18 protein-coding genes are annotated in these 22,900 nt (G+C 71.5%); 9 read left to right on the top strand and 9 right to left on the bottom strand.

Going from position 1 to position 22,900, the window contains the following annotated elements; all coding sequences use genetic code 11:
* Positions 1 to 119: 119 nt before the first annotated feature.
* The gene (locus tag J2S44_RS28425) at positions 120 to 1,316 is read right to left on the bottom strand and encodes a TetR/AcrR family transcriptional regulator (RefSeq protein ID WP_310420152.1); all 1,197 of its coding nucleotides are present in this window, start codon (positions 1,314 to 1,316) and stop codon (positions 120 to 122) included.
* Between the two features lie 115 nt (positions 1,317 to 1,431).
* On the opposite strand from J2S44_RS28425, the gene J2S44_RS28420 reads away from it, so the two are divergent.
* Both J2S44_RS28420 and J2S44_RS28415 read left to right on the top strand, forming a co-directional pair.
* Entirely contained in the window at positions 1,432 to 2,643 is a 1,212-nt protein-coding gene (locus tag J2S44_RS28420) for an acetyl-CoA C-acetyltransferase (protein WP_310420150.1), read from the top strand.
* 12 nt (positions 2,644 to 2,655) lie between these two features.
* Positions 2,656 to 4,779 (top strand): 3-hydroxyacyl-CoA dehydrogenase NAD-binding domain-containing protein, encoded by a 2,124-nt coding sequence (locus J2S44_RS28415; protein ID WP_310420148.1) that lies wholly within the window; start codon positions 2,656 to 2,658, stop codon positions 4,777 to 4,779.
* 8 nt (positions 4,780 to 4,787) lie between these two features.
* Here the strand turns inward: J2S44_RS28415 and J2S44_RS28410 are convergent, their stop codons facing one another.
* Both J2S44_RS28410 and J2S44_RS42980 read right to left on the bottom strand, forming a co-directional pair.
* Positions 4,788 to 5,246 carry a SitI3 family protein gene (locus J2S44_RS28410; RefSeq protein ID WP_310420146.1) on the bottom strand — a complete coding sequence of 153 codons (459 nt, stop codon included), beginning with the start codon at positions 5,244 to 5,246 and terminating at the stop codon, positions 4,788 to 4,790.
* Positions 5,247 to 5,274: 28 nt separating this feature from the next.
* Complete coding sequence (locus J2S44_RS42980) at positions 5,275 to 6,099, bottom strand: CdiA C-terminal domain-containing protein (protein ID WP_374727915.1); 825 nt, start codon at positions 6,097 to 6,099, stop codon at positions 5,275 to 5,277.
* 169 nt (positions 6,100 to 6,268) lie between these two features.
* On the opposite strand from J2S44_RS42980, the gene J2S44_RS28400 reads away from it, so the two are divergent.
* Together J2S44_RS28400 and J2S44_RS28395 are read left to right on the top strand one after the other, a co-directional pair.
* Positions 6,269 to 6,508 (top strand): hypothetical protein, encoded by a 240-nt coding sequence (locus tag J2S44_RS28400; RefSeq protein WP_310420144.1) that lies wholly within the window; start codon positions 6,269 to 6,271, stop codon positions 6,506 to 6,508.
* Positions 6,509 to 6,533: 25 nt separating this feature from the next.
* Entirely contained in the window at positions 6,534 to 6,746 is a 213-nt protein-coding gene (locus J2S44_RS28395) for a hypothetical protein (protein ID WP_310420142.1), read from the top strand.
* A gap of 118 nt (positions 6,747 to 6,864) precedes the next feature.
* On the opposite strand, the gene J2S44_RS28390 is transcribed toward J2S44_RS28395, so the two are convergent.
* The 3 genes from J2S44_RS28390 to J2S44_RS28380 all read right to left on the bottom strand — a co-directional run bounded on the left by J2S44_RS28390 (position 6,865) and on the right by J2S44_RS28380 (position 9,695).
* Positions 6,865 to 7,995: a glycoside hydrolase family 19 protein gene (locus J2S44_RS28390; RefSeq protein WP_310420140.1), complete on the bottom strand. Its 1,131-nt coding sequence runs from the start codon at positions 7,993 to 7,995 to the stop codon at positions 6,865 to 6,867.
* A 105-nt stretch (positions 7,996 to 8,100) separates the two neighbouring features.
* Positions 8,101 to 9,294, bottom strand: a complete 1,194-nt coding sequence (locus J2S44_RS28385) for an RNA polymerase sigma factor (protein WP_310420138.1) — start codon at positions 9,292 to 9,294, stop codon at positions 8,101 to 8,103.
* Positions 9,291 to 9,695, bottom strand: a complete 405-nt coding sequence (locus tag J2S44_RS28380; RefSeq protein WP_310420136.1) for a YciI family protein — start codon at positions 9,693 to 9,695, stop codon at positions 9,291 to 9,293. Before J2S44_RS28380 ends, J2S44_RS28385 begins: the two co-directional genes overlap by 4 nt.
* A gap of 159 nt (positions 9,696 to 9,854) precedes the next feature.
* Between J2S44_RS28380 and J2S44_RS28375 the strand changes: the two genes are divergently transcribed.
* Entirely contained in the window at positions 9,855 to 11,690 is a 1,836-nt protein-coding gene (locus tag J2S44_RS28375) for a LamG-like jellyroll fold domain-containing protein (RefSeq protein ID WP_310420134.1), read from the top strand.
* A 1,454-nt stretch (positions 11,691 to 13,144) separates the two neighbouring features.
* On the opposite strand, the gene J2S44_RS28370 is transcribed toward J2S44_RS28375, so the two are convergent.
* The 3 genes from J2S44_RS28370 to J2S44_RS28360 all read right to left on the bottom strand — a co-directional run bounded on the left by J2S44_RS28370 (position 13,145) and on the right by J2S44_RS28360 (position 18,135).
* Entirely contained in the window at positions 13,145 to 15,625 is a 2,481-nt protein-coding gene (locus tag J2S44_RS28370; protein WP_310420131.1) for a DNA gyrase/topoisomerase IV subunit A, read from the bottom strand.
* A 14-nt stretch (positions 15,626 to 15,639) separates the two neighbouring features.
* Positions 15,640 to 17,706, bottom strand: coding sequence for a DNA gyrase/topoisomerase IV subunit B (locus J2S44_RS28365; protein ID WP_310420129.1), 2,067 nt, complete (start codon positions 17,704 to 17,706; stop codon positions 15,640 to 15,642).
* A 147-nt stretch (positions 17,707 to 17,853) separates the two neighbouring features.
* Positions 17,854 to 18,135 (bottom strand): DUF2087 domain-containing protein, encoded by a 282-nt coding sequence (locus tag J2S44_RS28360; protein ID WP_310420127.1) that lies wholly within the window; start codon positions 18,133 to 18,135, stop codon positions 17,854 to 17,856.
* 209 nt (positions 18,136 to 18,344) lie between these two features.
* Here J2S44_RS28360 and J2S44_RS28355 point away from each other — a divergent pair, with 209 nt between their 5' ends.
* The 4 genes from J2S44_RS28355 (at position 18,345) to J2S44_RS28340 (ending at position 22,889) form a co-directional block, all read left to right on the top strand.
* Positions 18,345 to 19,022, top strand: coding sequence for a response regulator transcription factor (locus tag J2S44_RS28355; protein ID WP_310420125.1), 678 nt, complete (start codon positions 18,345 to 18,347; stop codon positions 19,020 to 19,022).
* A gap of 25 nt (positions 19,023 to 19,047) precedes the next feature.
* Positions 19,048 to 20,205, top strand: a complete 1,158-nt coding sequence (locus tag J2S44_RS28350) for a HAMP domain-containing sensor histidine kinase (protein ID WP_374727914.1) — start codon at positions 19,048 to 19,050, stop codon at positions 20,203 to 20,205.
* A 144-nt stretch (positions 20,206 to 20,349) separates the two neighbouring features.
* Positions 20,350 to 22,155, top strand: coding sequence for a DUF4153 domain-containing protein (locus tag J2S44_RS28345; RefSeq protein ID WP_310420123.1), 1,806 nt, complete (start codon positions 20,350 to 20,352; stop codon positions 22,153 to 22,155).
* Between the two features lie 71 nt (positions 22,156 to 22,226).
* Positions 22,227 to 22,889 carry a DedA family protein gene (locus J2S44_RS28340; RefSeq protein WP_310420121.1) on the top strand — a complete coding sequence of 221 codons (663 nt, stop codon included), beginning with the start codon at positions 22,227 to 22,229 and terminating at the stop codon, positions 22,887 to 22,889.
* Positions 22,890 to 22,900: the final 11 nt, after the last annotated feature.

Raw genomic sequence — 22,900 nt, 5'->3', positions numbered from 1 at the left:
TGGCGGACGGGGGTGCGTCGTTCATGCCGAGACTGTAAACGGCGGTTAACTTCCGAGGGAAGCGATTCTGCTCAATCGGTCACAATGGAGCTGCGGAGATGCGCGAACCGGGATTAACTTCACGCGTCCATAATCACCATGGCGAGCCGGACCAGGTGGGCGTCCATGCCGGTCCGCCGGTCGAAGCGGACCCACCGGCTCAGATCGGTCACCAGGTTGAGCGCCGCGTGCACCAGCACCCGCGCCTCGGGCACCGGCAGCTCCGGGCGCACCTCGGTCAGCAGCCGCACCCACTCCTCCACGTGCAGCCGCTGCACCTTGCGCAGCTCGTGCCGGTCACCGCCGGGCAGGTTGCTGTTCTCCGCGAGGTAGACCGAGACCAGGTCGCTGCGCTCGAACGTCAGCTCCACGTAGGACTCCACCAGCCGGCGCAGCGCGTCCGGCGCGTCCGCGGCGCCGTCCAGCGCGACCGCGGTCGCCTCGGTCACCCGCTCCGACGCGCGGTAGAACGCGGCGGCCAGGATGTCCGCCTTGCCGGGGAAGACGCGGTAGACGCTGGACGCGTTGATCCCCACCCGGTACGCGATGTCGTCGATCCCGACCGCGTGGTAACCGTGCCGGTGGAACAGCATGATCGCTTCGGCCAGGATGAGCTCGCGGCGCGCCACCGGCCGTACCCCCGCGGGGTCCTGATCAGGTCTGGGCTTCCGGCCCGGCCTGCGGGGCACCGGGGGCTCGCCGTGCAGCACGGCCAGGCCCACGCGGTGCAGCGTCTGCTCGGCCCGGCCGCGCGCGATCGCGGCGCGGTGCGTGGAGAGGCTGCCGAAGACGCTGAGCATCGCCCGGACCAGCGCCGACGCGCCGCGCACATCAAGATCTTTTCTAACCGCCCGCAGCGGTACGACGAAACGGCGGGACAGCGTCTCCAGCTGCTCCGCGAACTCGGCGACGTGCACCGGCTCCAGGTGGCGCCACTCCCACTGGTAGAGGCCGCCGACCCGGCGGCCCTCGACCGCGATCCGCGCCAGCGCCGTGAGCAGCGCGTCCAGCCGGGCGGCCGGGTCGGCGTCGTCCGCGTCCACCACGGCCAGCACCCGCTCGATCAGCCGGCGGGTGGCGTAGACGAGGATCGCGTACTTCCCCCGGAAGTGCCGGTAGACCGCGGGGCCGCTGATGCCGACCGCGGCCGCGATCTGGTCGATGCCGACGCCGTGATAGCCACGCGCGCAGAACAGCTCGGCCGCGACCATGGCGATCTGGTCCTTGCGGTCCTTCGGCCGCCGCCGGGGCGGCTCGATCGTCTCTGCGCTGTGCACCGGCGAAAGCATACCGCCGGTGAGAGCGTGTTCGCATCGATGGATCGCGCAATCCCTTGACAGCTGGCCGAAACGAGGCGGAAAGTTAACGACGGTTCGCAGAGGAGGAGGCGCGATGAGCGAGGCGTTCATCTACGACGCGGTGCGCACGCCGCGCGGCCGGGGCAAGAAGAACGGCGCGCTGCACGGCGTCAAACCGATCTCACTCGTCGTCGGCCTGATCGATGAGCTGCGCCGCCGCTTCCCGGGCGTCGACCCGGAGCGCATCGACGACGTGGTGCTCGGCATCGTCTCCCCGCTCGGCGACCAGGGCTCCGACCTGGCCAAGACCGCGGCGCTCGCGGCCGGCCTGCCGCCGGTCGTGGCCGGCGTGCAGGTCAACCGGTTCTGCGGCTCCGGGCTCGAGGCGGTGAACATCGCGGCGCAGAAGGTGCGGTCCGGCTGGGAGGACCTGGTGCTGGCCGGTGGCGTCGAGTCGATGTCCCGGGTGCCGATGGGCTCCGACGGTGGCGCGTGGGCGCTCGACCCGGAGACGAACCTGCTGACCGACTTCGTCCCGCAGGGCATCAGCGCCGACCTGATCGCCACCATCGACGGATACTCCCGCGAGGACGTCGACCGGTTCGCGCTGCGCTCCCAGGAGCGGGCGGCCCGCGCCTGGGCGGAGGGCCGGTTCAGCCGCGGCGTGGTGCCGGTGCGCGACCGCAACGGCCTGCTGATCCTCGACCACGACGAGCACATCCGCGCCGACTCCACGCTGGCCGGGCTGGGCGCGCTCACCCCCTCGTTCGCGCAGCTCGGCGCGCAGGGCGGGTTCGACGCGGTGGCGCTGCAGAAATACCACTGGGTCGAGCGCATCGAGCACGTGCACCACGCCGGCAACTCGTCCGGCATCGTGGACGGTGCCGCGCTGGTGCTGGTCGGGTCGCGGGCCGCGGGCGAGGCGGCCGGCATGGCCCCGCGGGCGCGCATCGTCTCCGCCGCGCTCAGCGGCGCCGACCCGACCATCATGCTGACCGGCCCCGCGCCGGCGTCCCGCAAGGCGCTCGACCGGGCCGGCCTGACCGTCGACGACCTCGACCTGGTCGAGATCAACGAAGCGTTCGCCGCCGTGGTCCTGCACTACATCGACGACATGAAGCTCGACCCGGAGATCGTCAACGTCAACGGCGGGGCGATCGCCATGGGCCACCCGCTCGGTGCGACCGGCGCGATGATCCTCGGCACGCTCGTCGACGAGCTGGAGCGGCGCGGCGGGCGATACGGCCTGGCCACGCTCTGCATCGGCGGCGGCATGGGCATCGCCACGATCGTCGAGCGTCTCTGACGGAGGTTGAGAATGATCCGCTGGGACCGCGAGGACGACGGCATCGTCGTGCTCACGCTGGACGACCCGACCCGCGCCGCCAACACCATGACCGCCGCCTACGTGCGCAGCATGGAGGAGACCGTCACCCGGCTGGAGGCGGAGCGCGACTCGATCACCGGCGTGGTCTTCGTGTCCGCGAAGAAGTCGTTCTTCGCCGGCGGCGACCTCGACTCGCTCCGCACGCCCGGGCCGGATCAGGGCGCCGAGTCGTTCGCGCGCGCCGCGACCGTGAAGGCGCAGTTCCGCCGGCTGGAGACGCTCGGCCGGCCGGTCGTCGCCGCGCTCAACGGGTCCGCGCTCGGCGGCGGCCTGGAGCTGGCGCTCGCCTGCCACCACCGGATCGCGGTCGACGACCCGAAGCTCGAGGTCGGCTTCCCCGAGGTGACGCTCGGCCTGCTGCCCGGCGCCGGCGGCGTGGTCCGCACCGTGCGGATGCTCGGCCTGGTCACCGCGCTCACCCAGGTGCTGCTGCGCGGTCAGCGGCACCGCGCCGCCGCGGCCCGCGACCTCGGCCTGATCTCCGCGCTCGTCCCGTCCGCCGACGGTCTGCTGCCCGCCGCACGCGAGTGGATCCGGGCGAATCCCGGCGCGGCCCAGCCGTGGGACGTCAAGGGCTACCGCATCCCCGGGGGTACGCCGGCCACGCCCGCGCTGGCCGCGATGCTGCCCGCGTTCCCGGCCAACCTGCGCAAGGAGCTGAAGAACGCGCCGTACCCCGCACCGCGCAACATCCTCGCGGCCGCGGTCGAGGGCGCCCAGGTCGACATCGACACCGCGTTCACGATCGAGAATCGGTACTTCGTGGAGCTGGTCACCGGCCAGATCGCGAAGAACATGATCGGAGCGTTCTTCTTCGACCTGAACGCGGCGAACGCGCGCGACATCGGCGACGTCCCGCCGTTCCACCGGGTCGGAGTGCTCGGCGCCGGCATGATGGGCGCCGCGATCGCGTACGTCTGCGCCAAGGCCGGACTCGACGTGGTGCTCAAGGACGTCTCCCTGGCGGCCGCCACCCGCGGTCTCGGCTACTCCCAGCGCCTGGTGGCGAAGGCCGTCTCCCGGGGCCGGCTGACCGAGGCGGCCGGCACCGAGTTGCTCGCCCGCATCTCCCCGGCCGACGACCCGGCCGCGCTGGCCGGCGTGGACCTGGTGATCGAGGCGGTGTTCGAGGACCCGGCGCTCAAGCACAAGGTCTTCGCCGAGATCGAGGACCTGGTCGCGCCGGACGCGCTGCTCTGCTCCAACACGTCGACGCTGCCGATCACGATGCTGGCCGAGGGCGTGCGCCGTCAGGCCGGCTTCGGCGGGCTGCACTTCTTCTCCCCGGTCGACCGGATGCCGCTGGTCGAGGTGATCCGCGGCGAGCGCACCAGCGACGAGACGCTGCGCCGCGCGCTCGCGGTCGTCCGGCGGCTGCGCAAGACGCCGATCGTGGTCAACGACAGCCGCGGGTTCTTCACCAGCCGGGTGATCGGCACGTTCACCAACGAGGGCGTCGCCATGCTCGCCGAGGGTGTGCCCGCGCCGTCCATCGAGCAGGCCAGCAGCCAGGCCGGCTACCCCGCGCCGGTGCTCCAGCTGATGGACGAGCTCACCCTCACGCTCCCGCAGAAGATCCGCAAGGAGACCGCGGCCGCGGCCGGCGACGCCTGGACCCCGCACCCGGCCGACGCCGTCATCGACCACCTCGTCGACGCCGGCCGCACCGGCCGCTCCGGCGGCGCCGGCTTCTACGACTACGAGGACGGCACCCGCACCCGCCTCTGGCCCGGCCTGGCCCGCTTCGCGAAGCGCGAGTCCGCGATCCCGTTCGAGGACCTGCGGGAACGCCTGCTCTTCATCGAGGCCGTCGAGTCCGTCCGCTGCCTCGACGAGGGCGTCCTCACCTCCGTCGCCGACGCCAACATCGGCTCCATCCTCGGCATCGGCTACCCCGGCTGGACCGGCGGCGTCCTCCAGTACATCAATCAGTACCCCGGCGGCCTCCCCGGCTTCATCACCCGCGCCCACCAGCTCGCCGACCGCTACGGCCCCCGCTTCACTCCCCCACCCCTGCTCCTCCGTAAGGCGGAACGGGGCGAGCGCTTCGAGTAGGGCGCGACTCAGCCCTGGATGATGTCGCCGAGGGCCGCGTGGTGCTCCCACCACACTGCACGGCGGTGTTTCGCCTGGACACCGCCGAGCCGGGTCAGCAGCAGCACGTCACCGTTCAGCGTCAACGCGGCGTCCTCGTCCCCACCGGCCAGCACCCGGCCCACCACGACCAGCATGGCGGCGAGCGCACGCTCACTCTGCTCAACCTCGTCGAACTTATCCATGTCGAAGCTGACCATGACGTTCTCCGCGAGGTCCCACGTCCACATGCCGTCGTCGGCCTCTGCGGCCACCGAACCGCGCTGCCTCGGCACGATGGTGAGGAAGAAGCCGTGGCTGTCGTACAGATCCGCCGACAGCAATGTCGGACTGCCGGCCGGCCGGTCCGCCACATCCGGCATCGCCCTCATCGCCACCTCGTCGGCGGGGACGGCTCCGGCCAGGGTCAGCCGATACTCGATTCCCATGTCTGGGCGCTCTCCTCTCAGGACTGGATTACTCGGGAACAACCTGGATGATGCCGCCCTCCGGCGTGATGATCTTCAGTTCCTTGAGGTTCGGCACCGGCGAGTCGTGGAAGTGCCTCCGCAATGCGTCCACGTCTCCACGCCAATCCTCCAGGTTGACCACCACCCGCTGCGTCTGGCCCTTCACGATCTTGGCCTGCACCTCGTCGGCGAGGTAGTGCACCGCCTTGTCCGAAGCGGTCGGCGAGTATGCGTCGAACACCCGGCCCTCGATCAGATAGTCCGGCCTCTTCTGCGGTAGCCCCGCATCACCGGCGTTCTGCCGGGCTTGAGCGACATCCTGAGGGGACGGGTTCTGTTCGACCCGATAGCCTTCCGCGGCGAGCCGAGCGGCCGCCGAGTTTTCCATCTCCAGGGATCGGCGGGTCGGGTAGTCGTCCCTCGGGTTGATCCGGGTCGGCCGGCCCGACGGCTCGCCGCCCTCCTCACCGGTCGGCTGTGTGAGGAGATTGTCTCGGTCTCCGGACGAGTCCTGCTCACCGACAGGGTCGCTGTCGGCGCCGTCCGCCGGCTCGCCACGCCCGTCACCTTCCGGCCACCCGGTGCCGGCGCCATCGGTGCCCGAGCCCGCGGTGCCCGAGCCGGCGGTGCCACCGGCTCCGTCCGGCCAGCCGGTTCCGGTCCGCGATCCGGGCGCACGTCCGGCGTGCGCCTCCTCCGCCGCGATCCGCTGGCCGTCGGCAACGCTTCCCGCGGATGTACTGCTGGATCGATGACGCGGAGTCGTACCGTCACCGTCACTGTTGGTCGGTGGCGTACCGCCGCTGTCCCCCGGTCCTCTGGGCCGCGCCAAGGGAGTCACCTCGCCCCAGTGCTGTCGTGGAGATCTAGACCACCGAGGGTAGTACGAGCCCCACGTTCTGTTCGCGGCTCGCCCGGTCGGCCGAGTGGCCTTGACCAGCGCCATATACGCGTGGGCGAGTATCCGGACGCGAGGTGAAGCGGTGGCGCGGCGGAGGCCGGTGAGAAATCTGCTGGAGCCTGGGGTGCTGGTAATGCTCGCGCCGGGCACGTCCATGCATCCCTACCAGCTCGCCACCGCTTTGAAGCGCACCAACAGGGAGCGCGACCTGGCGATCAAGTGGGGGTCGCTCTACACCATGATCGGGGCCCTGGAGAAGCACGGGCTGATCGCGGCGACCGGACGGACCGGGACGGGCGGCGGCCGGACCGGAGCGGAGCAGCTACGCGATCACGGTTGACGGGCGCGCGGAGCTCACCGACCGGGTGCGGAAGCAGGGGCGGGATCCGGCGCGGTTCGAGGCGGTGCTGGCCGGTGTGCTGCATCCGGACGACGTGACGCTGGGCCGGCTGCGTCACCGGGCGCATGCGCCGGAGCAGTTGACCGACCGGGCACGGAAGGGCGAATTCACGGACATCCGGATCGAGCGGTACGGCACGATCGGGCTACGGCTGACTTTGCGGAAGGAATCGGCGTAAGACCGGCGCCGCCTGATCGTCTGACAGGCAAGGGACGCGCTCACGCCGTACCCGGGGCAACACGGAACAGAGAGGCCGGTGCCGCGACGGGCGGCACCGGCCTTGTCTACGACGGAGGTCAGCAGCTGAGGTTCGCGCCCGGTGTCACGCCGAGGATGCCGGCGAACTTCTGGTACGCCGCGACCCGGCTCTGCACCTGGGCCGGGTTGCCCCCGTTGCACTCGATCGCGCCGTTGATGCTGCGGATCGACTCGCCGAAGCCGCGCCCGTTCACCATCGCGTTGTGGCCGGTCACCGTGCCGGGGCCGGTCTGCGTCATCCAGTACCAGATGCCGGTCTTCCAGGCGACGGCCGCGTCGTTCTGCACCAGGTTCGGGTTGCGCAGCAGGTCGATGCCGAGCGCGTCACCCGCGGCCTTGTAGTTGAAGTTCCAGCTCAGCTGGATCGGCCCGCGACCGTAGTACGCGGCCTGGCCGGCCGGGCACCCGTACGGCTGGGCGGGGTCGCAGTAGTGCGGGTAGTTCGCCGTGTTCTGCTCGACGATGTGCACCAGCCCGCCGGTCTCGTGGTTGATGTTGGCGAGGAACGCTGCGGCCTCCTGCTTGCGCACGGTGTCGCTGCCGGTGCCGGCGAACGCGGGGTACGCGGAGAGCGCCTGGACCAGGCCGGCGTACGTGTAGAACTGGTTCCGCGCCGGGAACATCTGGTTGAACTGGGCCTCGGAGACCACGAACCCGGACGGGTTGGTGCCACCGGTCGGCGCCGGCGGGGTCGGCTGCGTGCCGCCACCGGTGCAGGCGTACGGCTCCCAGAACCAGGTGCTGATGATCGGGTCGTACCCCGGGTTGTCGTGCTCGGCTATGTAGTACTTACCGTCCGTGTACTTCACGATATTTCCGGTCACATAGGACTTACCGGCCTGCCACGCCGGGTGGTTACAGGCCGTCGTCGCCCCACCACCGGAGCCGGAACCGGAGCCGCCCGAACCGCCCGAGCCGGAACCGGAGCCGCACGCCCCCTGGTCCTCCCACACCCCCGTGCCGGCCGCGCTCGGCTGCTCACCCTGCGTCCACCACTTGGCCCGCCAGTTGTGGCCGCCGAACGACGCCGTGTTACCGCCCCAGTACACCGCGGACGCGCTGTACGGGCTGGCGCACTCGGCCGCCGAGGCCATGGTCATCGGCAGGATCGCGGCGGCGGTACCCGCCCCCGCGATCGCCAGTACCGTAGCGACGACTCGAAGCTTCACCGCGCACCACTCCCATTCCGCACAACCGGGTATCCGAGGACCGGATGATCGTGTCAGCGGCGTCTTCAGCGGCGGGCTAAAGGAACGGTAAATGATCCTTATAGTTCATTCGGCGAGCCTGGCAGCACGCAGCGTGAGGTAGTTGCGCTCCGGCACGCTGGCCGTCCGCGCCGCCGCCGTGCGATAGGCGGCGATCGCCTCCGCGCGGGCACCGGCCATCTCCAGCAGATGCGCCCGGGCCGCGGGCAGCCGGTGCCCGCGGGCCAGCAGCGGATCGTCGGCCAGCGCGTCGAGCGTCGCCAGTCCCGCGGCCGGCCCGTCCACCATCGCCTGCGCCACCGCGCGGTTCAGCGTCACCACCGGGCTCGGCGTCAGCCGTTCCAGCACGCCGTACAGCGCCAGGATCTGCGGCCAGTCGGTGTCGTCCGCGGACGGCGCCTCGTCGTGCAGCGCGGCGATCGCGGCCTGCACCTGGTACGGCCCGACCGGCCCGCGCGGCAGCACCTCGTGCACCAGCGCGATGCCCTCCGCGATCGCGGCCGCGTCCCACCGCGACCGGTCCTGGTCGGCCAGCGGCACCAGCTCGCCGACCGGCCCGGTCCGGGCCGGCGCCCGCGCCTCGGTCAGCAGCATCAGCGCGAGCAGCCCGCCGGCCTCCGCGGAGTCCGGGCGCAGCGCACGCACGGCCCGGGCCAGCCGGATCGCCTCGGTGGAGAGCTCCACCCGCAGCAGCGACGGCCCGGCCGAGCCGGTGTGCCCCTCATTGAAGATCAGATAGAGCACCTGCAGGACGGCGGAGAGGTCGCCGGGCCGGGAGAAGCCGCCGGCCACGGACCGTTTCGCCCGGCTGATCCGCTGCGCCATCGTCGCTTCCGGCACCAGGAACGCGCGAGCGATCTCCGCCGTGGTCAGCCCGCCGACCGCGCGCAGCGTCAACGCGACCGCGGACGCCGGGCTCAGCACCGGATGGCAGCACAGGAACAGCATCTCGAGCGTGTCGTCCGCGCTCTCCGCGACGGCCTCGGACAGCGGCGCCCGCATCCGGAAATCCGACATCTCCCGCCGGCGCCGCGCGTCGGCACCGCGGACCTGCTCGACGAACCGCCGGTGCGCGACCTGGATCAGCCACCCGCGCGGATTCGCCGGCACCCCCTCGTCCGGCCACTGCCGGAACGCGGCCAGCAGCGCCTCCTGCACCGCGTCCTCGGCGGCCACGAAGTCGCCGAACCGGCGGGTGAGCACGCCGAGGACCTGCGGCGCGAGGTCGCGCAGCAGGCCCTCCCCGGAGAAGCGGGTCACCAGGCGTCCGGCGTCGGCGCCTCCATGATCTGGCGCACCTCGATCGGCATGCACAGCGGCTTGCCCTCCGGCCCGGGCGCGCTCGACACGTACGCGGCCAGCTCCAGCGCGCGGGCCGGCGTGTCCACGTCCACGATCCAGTAACCGGCCAGGAACTCCTTCGTCTCCGGGAACGGCCCCTCGGTCACCACCGGGGCGCCGTTCGCGTCCGACCGGACGATCTTCGTCTCCTCCGGTCCGGCCAGGCCCTCACCGGAGACCCACTCGCCGGACGCGGTCAGCGTGGCGTTCACCTCACCCATGAACGCGATGTGCCGCTCGATCTCCTCCGGCTTCCACGTGGAGATCTGCGGAAATTCCGTGCTGGCCTGGGAGAACTGCATCATCAGCAGGTACTTCACGGTGTGCTCCTCACGTCGTCGACGTTCTCACGTAGAGGTAGCAGCCATCGGGCCGTTCTCGACACGTACCCGTGGAAGATTTTGATTTTTCAGCCGGAGGTCATCGACGCGGTTCAGGCTCACGCCGGATCACCGGAAGCCACACATGGGAGTAACACAATGTCCCAGCGCCTGCCACGCCGCGTGCTGCTGCAGACCGCGGTCGCCGCACCCGCCGCCGGGCTCGTCGCCGGCAGCACGCTCGACGCCGCGCCCGCCCAGGCGAGCGGTGGCTCGTTCGACGTGGACAGCCCGCGCTTCTCGATCGCGGTGCTGCCGGACACGCAGTACCTCTTCGACGAGGACGCCTCCGACCCGGAGCCGCTGCGCGCCACGTTCAGGTACCTCCGCGAGGCCCGCAAGGACGGCAACGTCGCGTTCATGACGCACCTCGGCGACGTCACCGAGCACGGCAGCGAGCACGAGATCGAGCTGGCGTCGAAGACGTTCAAGGAGCTCGACGGCAGATTCCCGTACAGCGTGCTGGCCGGCAACCACGACATCAAGGGCGGCACCACGGCCGACACGCGCGGTGACTCCGCGTACCTGCGCGCGTTCAACCCGAAGCGGTTCAAGAGCGCGCCCACGTTCGGCGGCGCGTCCCCGGACGGCTACAACAGCTACCACGTGCTCAAGGCCGGCGGCCGTCAGTGGCTGATCCTGGCGCTGGACTGGCGGATCTCCGACGCCGGTGTCGCCTGGGCGCAGTCCGTGCTGGACAAGCACCGGACGCTGCCCGCGATCGTCACCACGCACGACCTGGCCTACGCGGACGACAACGGCACCGCGTACCTCTCCTCCTACGGCCAGCAGCTGTGGGACAAGCTGATCCGGCGCAACGACCAGATCTTCCTGACGCTGAACGGCCACTACTGGCCGCCCGGCCGCACCGTGCTGAAGAACGACGCCGGCCACGACGTGCACGTGCACATCACGAACTACCAGGACCGCTACTACGGCGGTGCCGGCATGATCCGCCTGTACGCGTTCGACCTGGCCCGCGGCGTGATCGACGTGTCCACGCTCGCGCCCTGGTTCCTGTCCAAGGACCCGTCGAAGCGCAGCGCGCTGGAGGAGGAGACGATCGAGCTGACCGGCCCGGTCGACCGTTTCTCCCTGGAGATCGACTTCGACGCGCGGTTCGCCGGCTTCGCCCCGATCGTGCCGCCGGCGCCCCGGCCCGCGTCCGCCGTGGTCCTCCGCGACACCGTCGCCTACTGGCGCTTCGACAACCTGGGCCTCGCCGACGGCGCCGCCGTGTCGCCCGGCACCGTGGTCCGCGACCTGGCCAAGGGCGGCAACGACCTGACCGTCGCGTCGATCGGCGCCGGCGCGCCGCTGCTGCTGTCCACCGACCACCACGCCGGCGCGCCCGCACACGCCAGCCTCCGCTTCAACGGCGGCAAGGCCCCCGACCGCGGCACCATCCTCGCCACCGGCCCGTCCGCACCGCTGAACTCCCTCACCTTCGACAAGGGCTACACGATCGAGGCGTTCATCAAGCTGCCCGCACCGTTCGAGGGCGACCACGCGTGGATGGGAATCCTGAGCTGGCAGGGCCGGTCCGGCGACGCCGGCAAGACCAGCGGCTGGTCCCAGGACGAGCCCACCTGCAGCCTCAACCTCTCCGGCGAACGCTTCCTCCAGTACGTCGTCTACCCCAACGACCGCGACGCCGACCCCACGTCCTGGAGCCACGCGCTCCCGGTCGGCCGCTGGATGCACGTCGCCGTGGTCAACGACGGCCGCCGCACCACCATCTACATCGACGGCTCCAAGATCGCCCGCAACCCCACCCAGTCCTCCCGCGGGATAGCCACGCTCGGCAAGCCGTTCACCATCGGCGCCACCCAGTTCGCCGAACGGTTCGGCCAGGGCTTCTACGGCTGGATCGGCGACGTCCGCATCACCGCCCGCGCCCTGCCCACCCGCGACTTCCTGACCCGCACGTTCTAGACCTTCCCCCAGGGCGCCGGGCGGCCCACCACTCACCCTGCGCGCCGCCCGGCGCCCGCCTACCCCCTCCCACGCCCGTCCGGGGGTAGTGCCGTCTCGCGACCGCGGCCCGGCGGCTTCGCGAGACGGCAACCCTCAATTCTTTTCTGCCCACTTCCGCCGAGGGCGAGATCCGCATGCTCCCGCGGGCAACGGTCGTCGCTGGCGCTCCTCCCTGCACGATCCGTGGCCGCAAGGACTTCTGTGGCGCGGTTCGTTCTTCCGCGGACGCTTTTGCCGCGTGCGCCTGTGTCGCGTGGGTCCAGTGCATGCCTCCCGGCGGGCCTCGGGCTCCGGGGAGAGGGCAGGGATTCCGGCGTGCCCGGGGTTCGCCGGCCCGGCTGTTTCCTCGTGGGTGGACGGGTTTCGTCTCGTTGGCGGCGGTCTGCGCGGGGCGCGCGATCAAAGTCAACGGCGGTGCCGCCGCACGGCATCACACATCCACGACGCGGTAGCAGTGGCCCGGAATGCGGGACCCCATCGCTTGAGCAGCCGTCGAACGAGGATGCCCGAAGAAGGTGCCGGAATGGTCGGCTGTAACGGCTTGCCAACTCGGCGGCACAGCCGCAACCCCTTGCGGGCCGGCACTCACCCGCTCGAATGACACCGCGCACCGAGGCCGGCACGATCAAGAAGCGGCCCTCGATCGCGCCGGAGAAACCCGCGCCGGAAATCGCCCTGCCGAATGCGGCGCGCCAAGGTAAGCGCCACCCGCAGAGGCGCAAAATGCCGAAATATCGGGCACGGAGTGCTTGCTACCGCCGAACGAATCCGGCGCCGAAAGCACCCCGTGACGAGGCGACGAAATGCCGTTACCGGACCGAACACCAGCACTTCGATCGATCAGCAGCCACCGCACCGCCTTCGATCTTCTCGTGCGCACCGCGCAGACCGCCGCCGCCTGGCTGCCCCGCCTGCCGTCGACCACCCCTTGGGGTGCAGATCATCGGCAGCGCCGCCACCACCACGCAAACCGGCGCCGGGCAGCGGCAACCGACAGGTCTTGCACCACGCAACCCCCACCGACGCGACCAAAGCTGGCGGCCCTGCCGATGATCTGCTCGGCTCGACCTGGAAGACGGCAGACGGGGCAGCCAGGCACACCAGAACGAAACCCACCCCACCCACGAAAAAACAGCCGGGCCAACGAACGCCAAGCCCGCCGGAACCCCCGCCCTCCCCGGAGCCCGAGGCACGCCGGAGGCTGCCCGTAATCTCCCCGCCGGAAACCGCCACGTTCCCACCGCCGGGAACCGCCGCGCTCCCACCACCGGAACCACCGGAACCACCGGAATCACCGGGAACCGCCCGCGATCGCACGCACCCCAGGCAAGGGGCGGGCAGACGCCCACCGGGGTCGCACCCGACCACCGGGCGCAACCGCCGCCCGCCCTCGCATCCCGGCGTTACATCGATCAGTCCCGTTCGATCAGGTGACCGATCAGGTCCGGGCAGATGCCCGCGACGCCGGAGCCGTCGCGGCGTGGGTCGATGTCGGGGAGGTCGATCGGCTCGCCGGTTGCGGTGGCCGCCGCGGGGCGGACGCCGATCCAGCCGACGGCCAGGGCCTCTTCGCCCTTCAGGAAGCGGTGTGCGCGTACGCCGCCGGTGGCGCGGCCCTTGGCCGGGTAGTCGTTGAACGGCGTGACCTTCACGGTGCGGCCGGTCGACGTGATGACCAGGGGGGCGCCGTGCTGTGGTTCGTCGGTGCCGACGGCGCCGAAGAACACCACGGAGGCGCCGGCGGCAAGGTTTATGCCGGCCATGCCGCCGCCCTTGGTGCCCTGCGCGCGGACCAGCGAGGCCGGGAAGCGGAGCAGCGACGCGTCCGTGGTGAGGAACGTGAGGGATTCGGTTCCGGTGATCCAGGTGCAGCCGACGACCTCGTCGCCGTCCTTGAGGCCGATGACCTCGAACACGTCCGCGCGGACCGGCCATTCGGGTGCGCAGACCTTGACGACGCCCTGGCGGGTGCCGAGCGCGAGCGTCTCGCCCGGCTTGGGGACGAGCGGGGCCAGCCCGATGACGTGTTCGCCCGGGTCGAGGTCGGCGAGTTCGCTGGCGGACATGCCGCCCCGGAGCGAGACGGTGCCGACGTGTTCCGGCAGGACGGGGAGCGGGAGCACGTCGGTCTTGAACGCGCGGCCGCGGTTCGTGATGAGCAGGACCTGGCCGCGGGCGGTGGTGTGGACGAGCGCGCGGACCGCGTCGTGGCGGTCGCGGCCGTTGCGGCGGGTGCTCTCGGAGGATTCCTCGGATTCGGCGGCGGTGCGCGCGACGAGCCCGGTGGCGGACAGGATGACCTGGCACGGGTCGTCCTTGACCTCGAGCGGGCCGGCCGGGATCGACGCGGCCAGCACCTCCTTCAGGTCGCCGTCGATCAGCGCGGTGCGGCGCGGCGTGGCGTGTTCCTTGGCGACCGCGGCGAGTTCGTCGGAGACGACCTTCCGCAGCACCTTCTCGTCGTCGAGGATCAGCGACAGTGCGGCGATCTCCGAGTTGAGCCGTTCCTGCTCGGACTCGAGTTCGAGCCGGTCGAAGCGGGTGAGCCGGCGCAGCGGCGTGTCCAGGATGTACGACGCCTGGATCTCGGAGAGACCGAACTGTTCCATCAGGCCGTCCTTGGCGGAGGCCGCGTCGTCGCTGGATCGGATCAGCGCGACCACCCGGTCGATGTCGAGCAGCGCGATGAGCAGGCCGTCGACCAGGTGCAGGCGTTCCTGCCGTTTGGTGCGCCGGAACGTGGTGCGCCGGGTGACGACCTCGTAGCGGTGTTTGAGGAACACCTCGAGCAGTGCCTTGAGCCCGAGCGTCCGCGGCTGGCCGTCGACCAGGACCAGGTTGTTCACGCCGAACGACTGCTCCAGCGGGGTGAGCCGGTAGAGGTCGGCGAGCAGCGCCTGCGGGTTGACGCCGACCTTGCACTCGATGACCAGGCGGGTGCCGTTCTCCCGGTCGGTGAGGTCCTTGACGTCGGCGATGCCCTGCAGCCGGCGGGTCTTGTTGACCTCGTCGGTGATCTTCTCGATGACCTTCTCGGAGCCGATGCCGTACGGCAGCTCGGTGACCGTGATCGCCTGCCGGCCGCGCGAGCCCTCCAGCGGCCCTATCTGCACCTTGGCCCGCATGCGCACCACGCCGCGGCCGGTCTCGTACGCCTTGCGCACCTCGTCCAGCCCGAGCAGCAGCCCGCCGGTCGGCAGGTCGGGCCCGGGGACGAACGTCATCAGCTTGTCCAGGTCCGCCTCCGGGTGGTTGATCAGCCACCGGGCCGCGGTCACCACCTCGCCGAGGTTGTGCGGGATCATGTTGGTGGCCATGCCGACCGCGATCCCGGACGTGCCGTTGACGAGCAGGTTCGGGAAGGCGGCGGGCAGCACGGACGGCTGTTCGAGCGAGCCGTCGTAGTTCGGGACGAAGTCGACCGTGCCCTCGCCGAGCTCGCCGACCAGCAGCATCGCCTCGCCGGACATGCGCGCCTCGGTGTATCGCGCGGCGGCCGGGCCGTCGTCCGGCGAGCCGAAGTTGCCGTGGCCGTCGATCAGCGGCACGTTCAGCGAGAAGTCCTGGGCGAGCCGGACCATCGCGTCGTAGATCGCGACGTCGCCGTGCGGGTGGTACTTACCCATCACGTCACCGACGACGCGGGCGGACTTGACGTGCCCGCGGTCCGGCCGGTAGCCCTGCTCGTACATGGAGAACAGGATCCGGCGGTGCACCGGCTTGAGGCCGTCACGGGCGTCCGGGAGCGCGCGGGAGTGAATGACCGAGAACGCGTACTCCAGGTAGGAGTCCTCGACCTCGGTGGTCAGCGGGTTGTCGATGATCCGCGCCCCGGCCGCGTCGAACGCGGACAGGTCGACCTTGGCGGACTTCGAGTCCTTGCGGCGTGCCATTGGACGAGATTCCCTTACGCGTCGATGGCGTCGCGGTCGACGCGGTCGGAGGATTGGATCAACCAGTTCTTGCGGGGCTCGACCTTCTCGCCCATCAGCAGTTCGAGCGTGCGCTCCGCGGCATCGACGTCGGAGAGCGTGATCCGGCGGACCGCGCGCGAGGCCGGGTTCATCGTGGTGTCCCACAGCTCGTCCGCGTCCATCTCGCCGAGACCCTTGAACCGCGGGATCGGCGTGACCACCTGCTTGCCCGACTTGGTCAGCCGCGCGACCGTGCTGGTCATCTCCGGCTGCGTGTACGTGTAGACGGTCTGCGGGCTGCGGCCCTTGGTGGTGATCTTGTGGAGCGGCGGCATCGCGGCGTAGAGCCGGCCGGCCTCGATCACCGGCCGCATGTACTTCGCGAACAGCGTGATCAGCAGCGTCCGGATGTGCGAGCCGTCGACGTCCGCGTCCGCCATGATCAGGATTCGGCCGTAGCGCATCGCGCCGACGTCGAACGTGCGGCCGGAGCCGGCGCCGAGCACCTGCACGATCGCGGAGCACTCCGCGTTGTCCAGCACCTGCTGGAGGCTGGCCTTCTGCACGTTCAGGATCTTGCCGCGGATCGGCAGCAGCGCCTGGTATTCCGAGCTGCGGGCCATCCGGGCGGTGCCGAGCGCGCTGTCACCCTCGACGATGAACAGCTCGCTGCGGTCGACGCCGGTGGAGCGGCAGTCGACCAGCTTGGCCGGCATCGACGCGCCCTCCAGCGCGGTCTTGCGCCGGGCCGCGTCCTTCTGCTGCTTCTGGGTGAGCCGCACCCGGGCCGCGTCGACGATCTTCTGCAGGACCGTACGCGCCTCGGTCTTGGTCTTCTTGTCCTGCACCCAGTCCTTGAGGCGCGCCTCGACGATCTGCTGCACCACCCGGGTGATACCGGCCGTGGACAGCTCGTCCTTGGTCTGCGAGGTGAACTGCGGCTCCGGCACGCGCACGTGGATGACCGCGGTCATCCCCTCCAGCACGTCGTCCAGGACCGGCGGCTCCTCCTTCGGCTTGAGCAGGCCGCGGGTGTTCTTCACGGCGTCGACCAGCGCGCGGACCGCGGCCCGCTCGAAGCCCTTGCGGTGCGTGCCGCCGTGCACGTTGCGGATCGTGTTGGTGAAGCACTCGACCGTGCGCTCGTAACCGGTGCCCCAGCGGAACGCGATCTCGACCTCGGCCAGGCGCTCGACGTTGGAGCGCATCACGCCGTTCTCGTCGGCGGCGTTCTCCCGGTACGTCCCGGTGCCGTTGATCAGGATCGTGCCGGAGACCGGCTTCTCGTTCGACGGCGCCAGGAAGTCGACCATGTCGGCCAGCCCGTTCGGGAAGTGGAACTCCTCGGTGCCGGTGCCGGACATCGGGTCCACGTTCGCGTCGCGCAGCACGTAGGTCACGCCGGGGACCAGGAACGCGGTGTTGCGCAGCTTCGTCCGCAGCGCCTCCACGTCGAGCGCGGCGCCGGCCTCGAAGTAGCGCGCGTCGTACCAGTACCGCGTGGAGGTGCCGGTCGGCTCGCCGCGCTTCATCTTGCCGACCAGGCGCAGGCCGGGCGCGGGCGTGAACGGCGCGTCCGGCCCCGGCCCGTGGAACTCACCGGCCACGCCGTGCCGGAACGAGATCTCGTGGATCTTGCCGTCCCGCCGCACGGTCACGTCGTAGCGCAGCGACAGCGCGTTGACCGCGGACGCGCCGACACCGTGCAGGCCGCCGGAGGTCTTGTAGCCGGACCCGCCGAACTTGCCGCCCGCGTGCAGCCGGGTGAGCACCAGCTCGACGCCGGACATGCCGGACTTGGCGTGGGTGTCGGTGGGGATGCCGCGACCGTCGTCGTCGACCTGCACGGAGCCGTCCTCGTGCAGCGTCACCTTGATCCGGGTCGCGTGCCCGGCCACGCCCTCGTCCGTGCAGTTGTCGACGATCTCGTTGAACAGGTGGTTCACGCCCCGGCTGTCGGTGGACCCGATGTACATGCCGGGGCGCTTGCGGACCGCGTCCAGCCCCTCGAGGTGGGTGAGGTCGGCTGCCCCGTACAGGGTCTCGGGCTGTGCAGTCACCGGTTCTTGACTCCAGATCCTCGCGCTTGTGCTGGGTGGCGCCGTAACACGACTGGAGCGACTCTAACCGCCGGGTCCGACGAGTCCGTCGCTCCATGCCGCACGTCTCACGCCCGGGACCGGAAGACTATCGCACGTCTGTGCTAATCACGCCTCGTACGCGCGCCAGTAGAGACCGTCCTCGCGCGCCAGGATGTCCAGATCGATGAGGTATCGGCGGATCGCCACGTGGTCCACCCCCGGCACCCCGTCGCACCAGGCACGGAGGATGTCGTTGACCTCGGTTTCGGGATAGCGGCGGCCGGGCTCGAAGGACGCGCGGGTGAGGTGGTCGAGCACGGCGCGGCGCCGGGTCAGCTTGCCCGGCATGGCGGTCAGGCGACCGTCGCGCACGAACGTGCGGACGGCAGCGTCAACGGGATCTGACACAACGTCACCTCCGGAGCGACTATGGAGATCCACGTCACCCTGCGGGCCGGGCGCGCCGCGGTCAAGTCATTTCCACTGTGGACACCGCTCAAGATCAAGAGATTCGTGGCGGTACGGGCCCGATCTCCACAGTTCGTTCACAACTCCCGCGTCCGGCCTGCACGATCAGTCTTTAGAGTCACCGTCGAGAGAAGCCGCAGGAGGGACACATGGCCGCACAACGGACGATTCTGGTCGTCGAGGACGAGCGCACGATCGCGGACGCGGTCGCCGCCCGGTTGCGCGCCGAGGGTTTCGTGGTGCACTGCGCCGGCGACGGCCCGTCCGCGGTCGAGGCCGCACGCCGGATCCGGCCGGACGCGGTGGTGCTGGACGTGATGCTGCCCGGCTTCGACGGCCTGGAGGTGTGCCGCCGGCTGCAGGCCGAACGGCCGGTGCCGGTGCTGATGCTCACCGCGCGGGACGACGAGACGGACCTGCTGGTCGGGCTCGCGGTCGGCGCGGACGACTACCTGACCAAGCCGTTCTCGATGCGCGAGCTGACCGCCCGGGTGCACGCGCTGCTGCGCCGGATGACCAAGGCCTCGGCCGGTGAGCCGCCGATCGTGCTCGGCGACCTGGAGATCAACCGCGCCGAGCGCCGGGTGACCCGCAACGGCGTCGAGGCGCACCTGACGCCGACGGAGTTCGACCTGCTGGTGCACCTGGCCGGCCGGCCGCGCACGGTGCTGCCCCGGGAGCGGCTGCTCGCCGACGTCTGGGGCTGGGCCGACGCGTCCGGCACCCGCACGGTGGACAGCCACATCAAGGGCCTGCGCCGCAAGCTCGGCGCCGACCTGATCCGCACGGTGCACGGCGTCGGCTACGCGCTCGAGGTCGGCCGGTGAACCGGCCCGCGCCCGGAGCCGCCCGGTGAACACGGTGCGTGGCCGCCCGGAGAGCAACCTGCCATGGATCATCCGGTTCGGCTCGCTGGTCCTGGACCGGATCTACCGGGCCGGCAGCTGGTTGCGCGCCCGGCCCCCGGTCCGCCCGGTGATGGACACGGTGGAGAAGCTGCTCGGCCGGCTCCCCCGCCCGCTCGACCCGGTCCGCTCGATCAAGGCGAAGCTGTCCCTCGCGCTCGGCCTGGCCGGCGGCGTCGGCCTGCTCGTCCTCTGGTACTCGCTGGAGTGGATCCCGCTGAACGTCGCGTTCATCGCGTCCGCGGTCGCGCTCGCGCTGCTCACGCTGCAGATCGCGGCGCACGGCGCGACCGTGCCGCTGCGCGAGATGACGGACGCGGCCCGGCACATGGCGCGCGGCGACTACACCCGCCGGGTGCACACGAACTCCCGGGACGAGGTCGGCGAGCTGGCCGCCGCGTTCAACGTGATGGCCGCGGATCTCGCCGCGGCCGACCGGCAGCGTCGCGAGCTGATCGCGAACGTCTCGCACGAACTGCGCACGCCGATCACCGCGCTGCGCGGCGTGCTGGAGAACATCGTCGACGGCGTCGCCGAGCCGGAGCCGGCCACCATGCGCACCGCGCTCGCCCAGACCGAACGCCTCGGCAAACTCGTCGCGGAGCTGCTCGACCTCTCCCGCCTGGACGCCGGCATCGTGCCGATGAAGCGCGTCGAGATCGCGCTCGACGACTTCCTGCCGGACGTGGTCGCGGAGGCACAGGTCAACCACCCGTCGGTGCCGATCCAGCTGGACGCGGACCCGGACCTCACGCTCGGCGGCGACCCCGAGCGCCTGCACCAGCTCTTCGCGAACCTGCTGGACAACGCGGCCCGGCACAGCCCGGCCGGCGGTGCGATCCGGCTGCGCGCCGCGCTCGACGGCGACGACGTGCGCTTCGCCGTCGCCGACCAGGGCAGCGGCATCCCGGTCGCGGAGCGGGAACGCGTCTTCGAACGCTTCACCCGCGGTGAACGCGCGACCGGTGGGGGGACCGGGCTCGGGCTGGCGATCGCCCGCTGGGTGGTGCAGTTGCACCACGGCAGCATCGCGGTCGTCGACCCGGGCCCGGGCGACCCGATGACCGGCGCGCACGTCCAGGTCCGGCTCCCCGCCGGACATTGATGACGGCAAAACCCGATTCACCGGTACGTACGCCGCCTCCGGTCACGTCACTTCTATGAGTACCGCGTCGCCACGGCCTGCCCGCGTCCCGCTCGGGTGGCCGTCGCCGCGCGCCCGCACCACCCTCACCCCGGGAGTTCCGCCATGACCACTGCCCCGCCGCCCGGCCCCCGGCCGGACAGCTCCGACCGGCCGGTCCCCGCACCGCCGGCCGAGACACCGGCCGCGCCCGCCGCCGTCGTTCCGTCACCGGCCGGCTCGCCCGGCCCGGCTCCGGCCGACTCGGTTACGGCCGGCTCGGTTCCCGTGCCACCGGCGGCCGGACCCGCCTCGCCGGCTCCGCCGCCACCGGCGGCCGCACCGGCACCGGCGGACGCCGCCGTCCGGCCGGCGCCGGGCGGTGCGCCGCCGGCGGCGCGGCCCGGACCGCCGGTGCACACCCAGCTGCTGGTGCACGGTCCCTGGCCGTCGCAGTTCCCGGACCGCTGGCTCGGACCGGACGCGCCCGCCGCGCCGGCCGCCGTGGTCGCGCTGCTGGTCGCGGCCGCGATCGGGGCGGGCACGCTGAACCTGAGCCGCCCCGGCCTGGGCTGGCTGCTCACCGCGCTCGCCGCCACCGCCGCGCTCGTGGTCGCGGGCCGCGTGCGGCTCCGCCCCACCATGCCGCCGGCCCGCGTCACGCTGCCGGCCACCGGCCCCGGCCTCCGCGCCGACCGCTACCTCTGGGCCGTCGCCACCGTGCTGCTGCTCGGCGCCGGCACGATCCGCGCGGCCGGCTGGCTGTTCGCGCTCTGCGTGCTGACCGCGCTGCTCACCGCCGTGCTGGCGGCCGGCGGCGGCCAGTCCGTCCGGGCGCTGGCCCACCTACTCGCGATCATGCCGGCCGCCGCGGCCCGGGCGGTGCCGTGGCTGGTCCGCGGCGTCCGCACGCTCCGGCGCGGCCGGACCGCGGACTCGCCGCGCCTGGCGCTGCCGATCCTGCTCACCGCGGCGCTCCTGATCGTGTTCGGCGGGCTCTTCGTCTCCGCGGACGCCGCGTTCGAGGAGCTGATAAGCGCGTCCCTGCCGGAGCTGGACGGCGTGGTCGGGGCCCGCGTGCTGGTGCTGTTCCCCGTGCTGGTGCTGCTGCTCGGCGCGCTGGCGTTCATCCGGGCCGCGCCGCCCGCCACCGCGGATCTGGACGAGCCGCTGCGCCGGCCGGTCCGCCGTACCGAATGGCTGCTCCCGGTCGTGGCCCTTGACCTGCTCTTCGGCGCGTTCGTGCTGGTGCAGGCGACCGTGCTGTTCGGCGGCGCGGAGCACGTGCTGGCCACGGCCGGGCTGACCTACGCCGAGTACGCCCGGTCCGGCTTCTGGCAGCTGCTGGTCGTCACCGGCCTGACACTGGTCGTGCTCGGCGTGGCCGCGCTCACCGCGCCGCGCGCGTCCGGCACCGACCGGGTCCTGGTCCGCGTGCTGCTCGGCGCGCTGGCCGGCCTGACGCTGCTGATCGTCGCGTCCGCGCTGTCCCGGATGACGCTGTACGCGGACGTCTACGGCCTGACCCGGCTGCGCGTGCTGGTGTTCACCTGCGAGATCTGGCTCGGCGTGGTCTTCGTGCTGGTGCTGGTCGCCGGCATCCGGCTGCGCGCCCGCTGGCTGCCCCGCGCCGTGCTCGGCACCGCCGTGCTGGCGCTGCTCGCGCTGGTCGCGGTGAACCCGGACGCGCTGATCGCCCGGCACAACCTGAACGAGGACCGGATCGACACCGCGTACCTGCGGCAGCTGTCCGCGGACGCGGTGCCGGAGCTGGCCGACGCCCCGGCCGCGCTGCGCGGCTGCCTGCTGTCCGGCATCGCCGCGGACCTGGGGAGAAACCCCGACGGCTGGACCGACCTCAACCTGGCCCGACTCCAGGCCTGGCGGATTCTCGACGGCCAGCCGGACGTCATCGGCTGTACATATCCCTGAGCCAATCTCCGGGTCGGAGTCTGACTTTCGCCGGATGTGGGAGACCCATGGTGCTTCATAGCGTCGACGGCATGATTGAGTTGCTGGAGGCCGCGGTGACGTCCCCGTGGGTCTACCTGGCCCTTTTCGGGGTAGCCCTGCTGGACGCGTTCTTCCCGGCCGTACCCGGCGAGACCATGGTGATCACCGCAGGCGTCTTCGCCGTCTCCGGCGAACCGAACCTCGCGCTCGTCATCGTGGCCGCCGCGGCCGGTGCGTTCTGCGGTGACCACATCTCCTACCAGATCGGCCACTCGACCGGCCTGGCCCGGCGCCTGCCCGCCACCGGCCGCCGCCGCGCCGCCTTCGACTGGGCCAAGGCCGCACTGGACCGGCGCGGCGGCGTGCTGCTGGTGATCGCCCGCTACATCCCGGGCGGCCGCACCGCCGCCACGCTCACCATGGGCGCGTGCGGCTACCCGCGGGGCCGGTTCGCCGCCTACGACGCGCTCGCCGTGACCTCCTGGGCGCTCTACTCCGGCCTGATCGGCTTCCTGGGCGGCAAGGCCTTCGAGGAGAACAAACTGCTCGGCGTGCTCTTCGCGCTCGGCATGGCGATCGCCCTCACGGTCACCATCGAGCTGGTCCGCTGGCTGCTCGCCCGTCGCCGGAAGACCGCGGCACCGGTCTCCGTCACCGAGACCACCGTCCCGGCCCCGGCCGAACCCGCGCTCGCATCGGCCGCCGACCACTGACCGCGCCGCCG

This window comes from Catenuloplanes niger (genome assembly GCF_031458255.1).
In the GTDB taxonomy this organism is placed as follows: Bacteria; Actinomycetota; Actinomycetes; order Mycobacteriales; family Micromonosporaceae; genus Catenuloplanes; species Catenuloplanes niger.
This window is presented reverse-complemented; position numbering and strand designations above follow the sequence as displayed.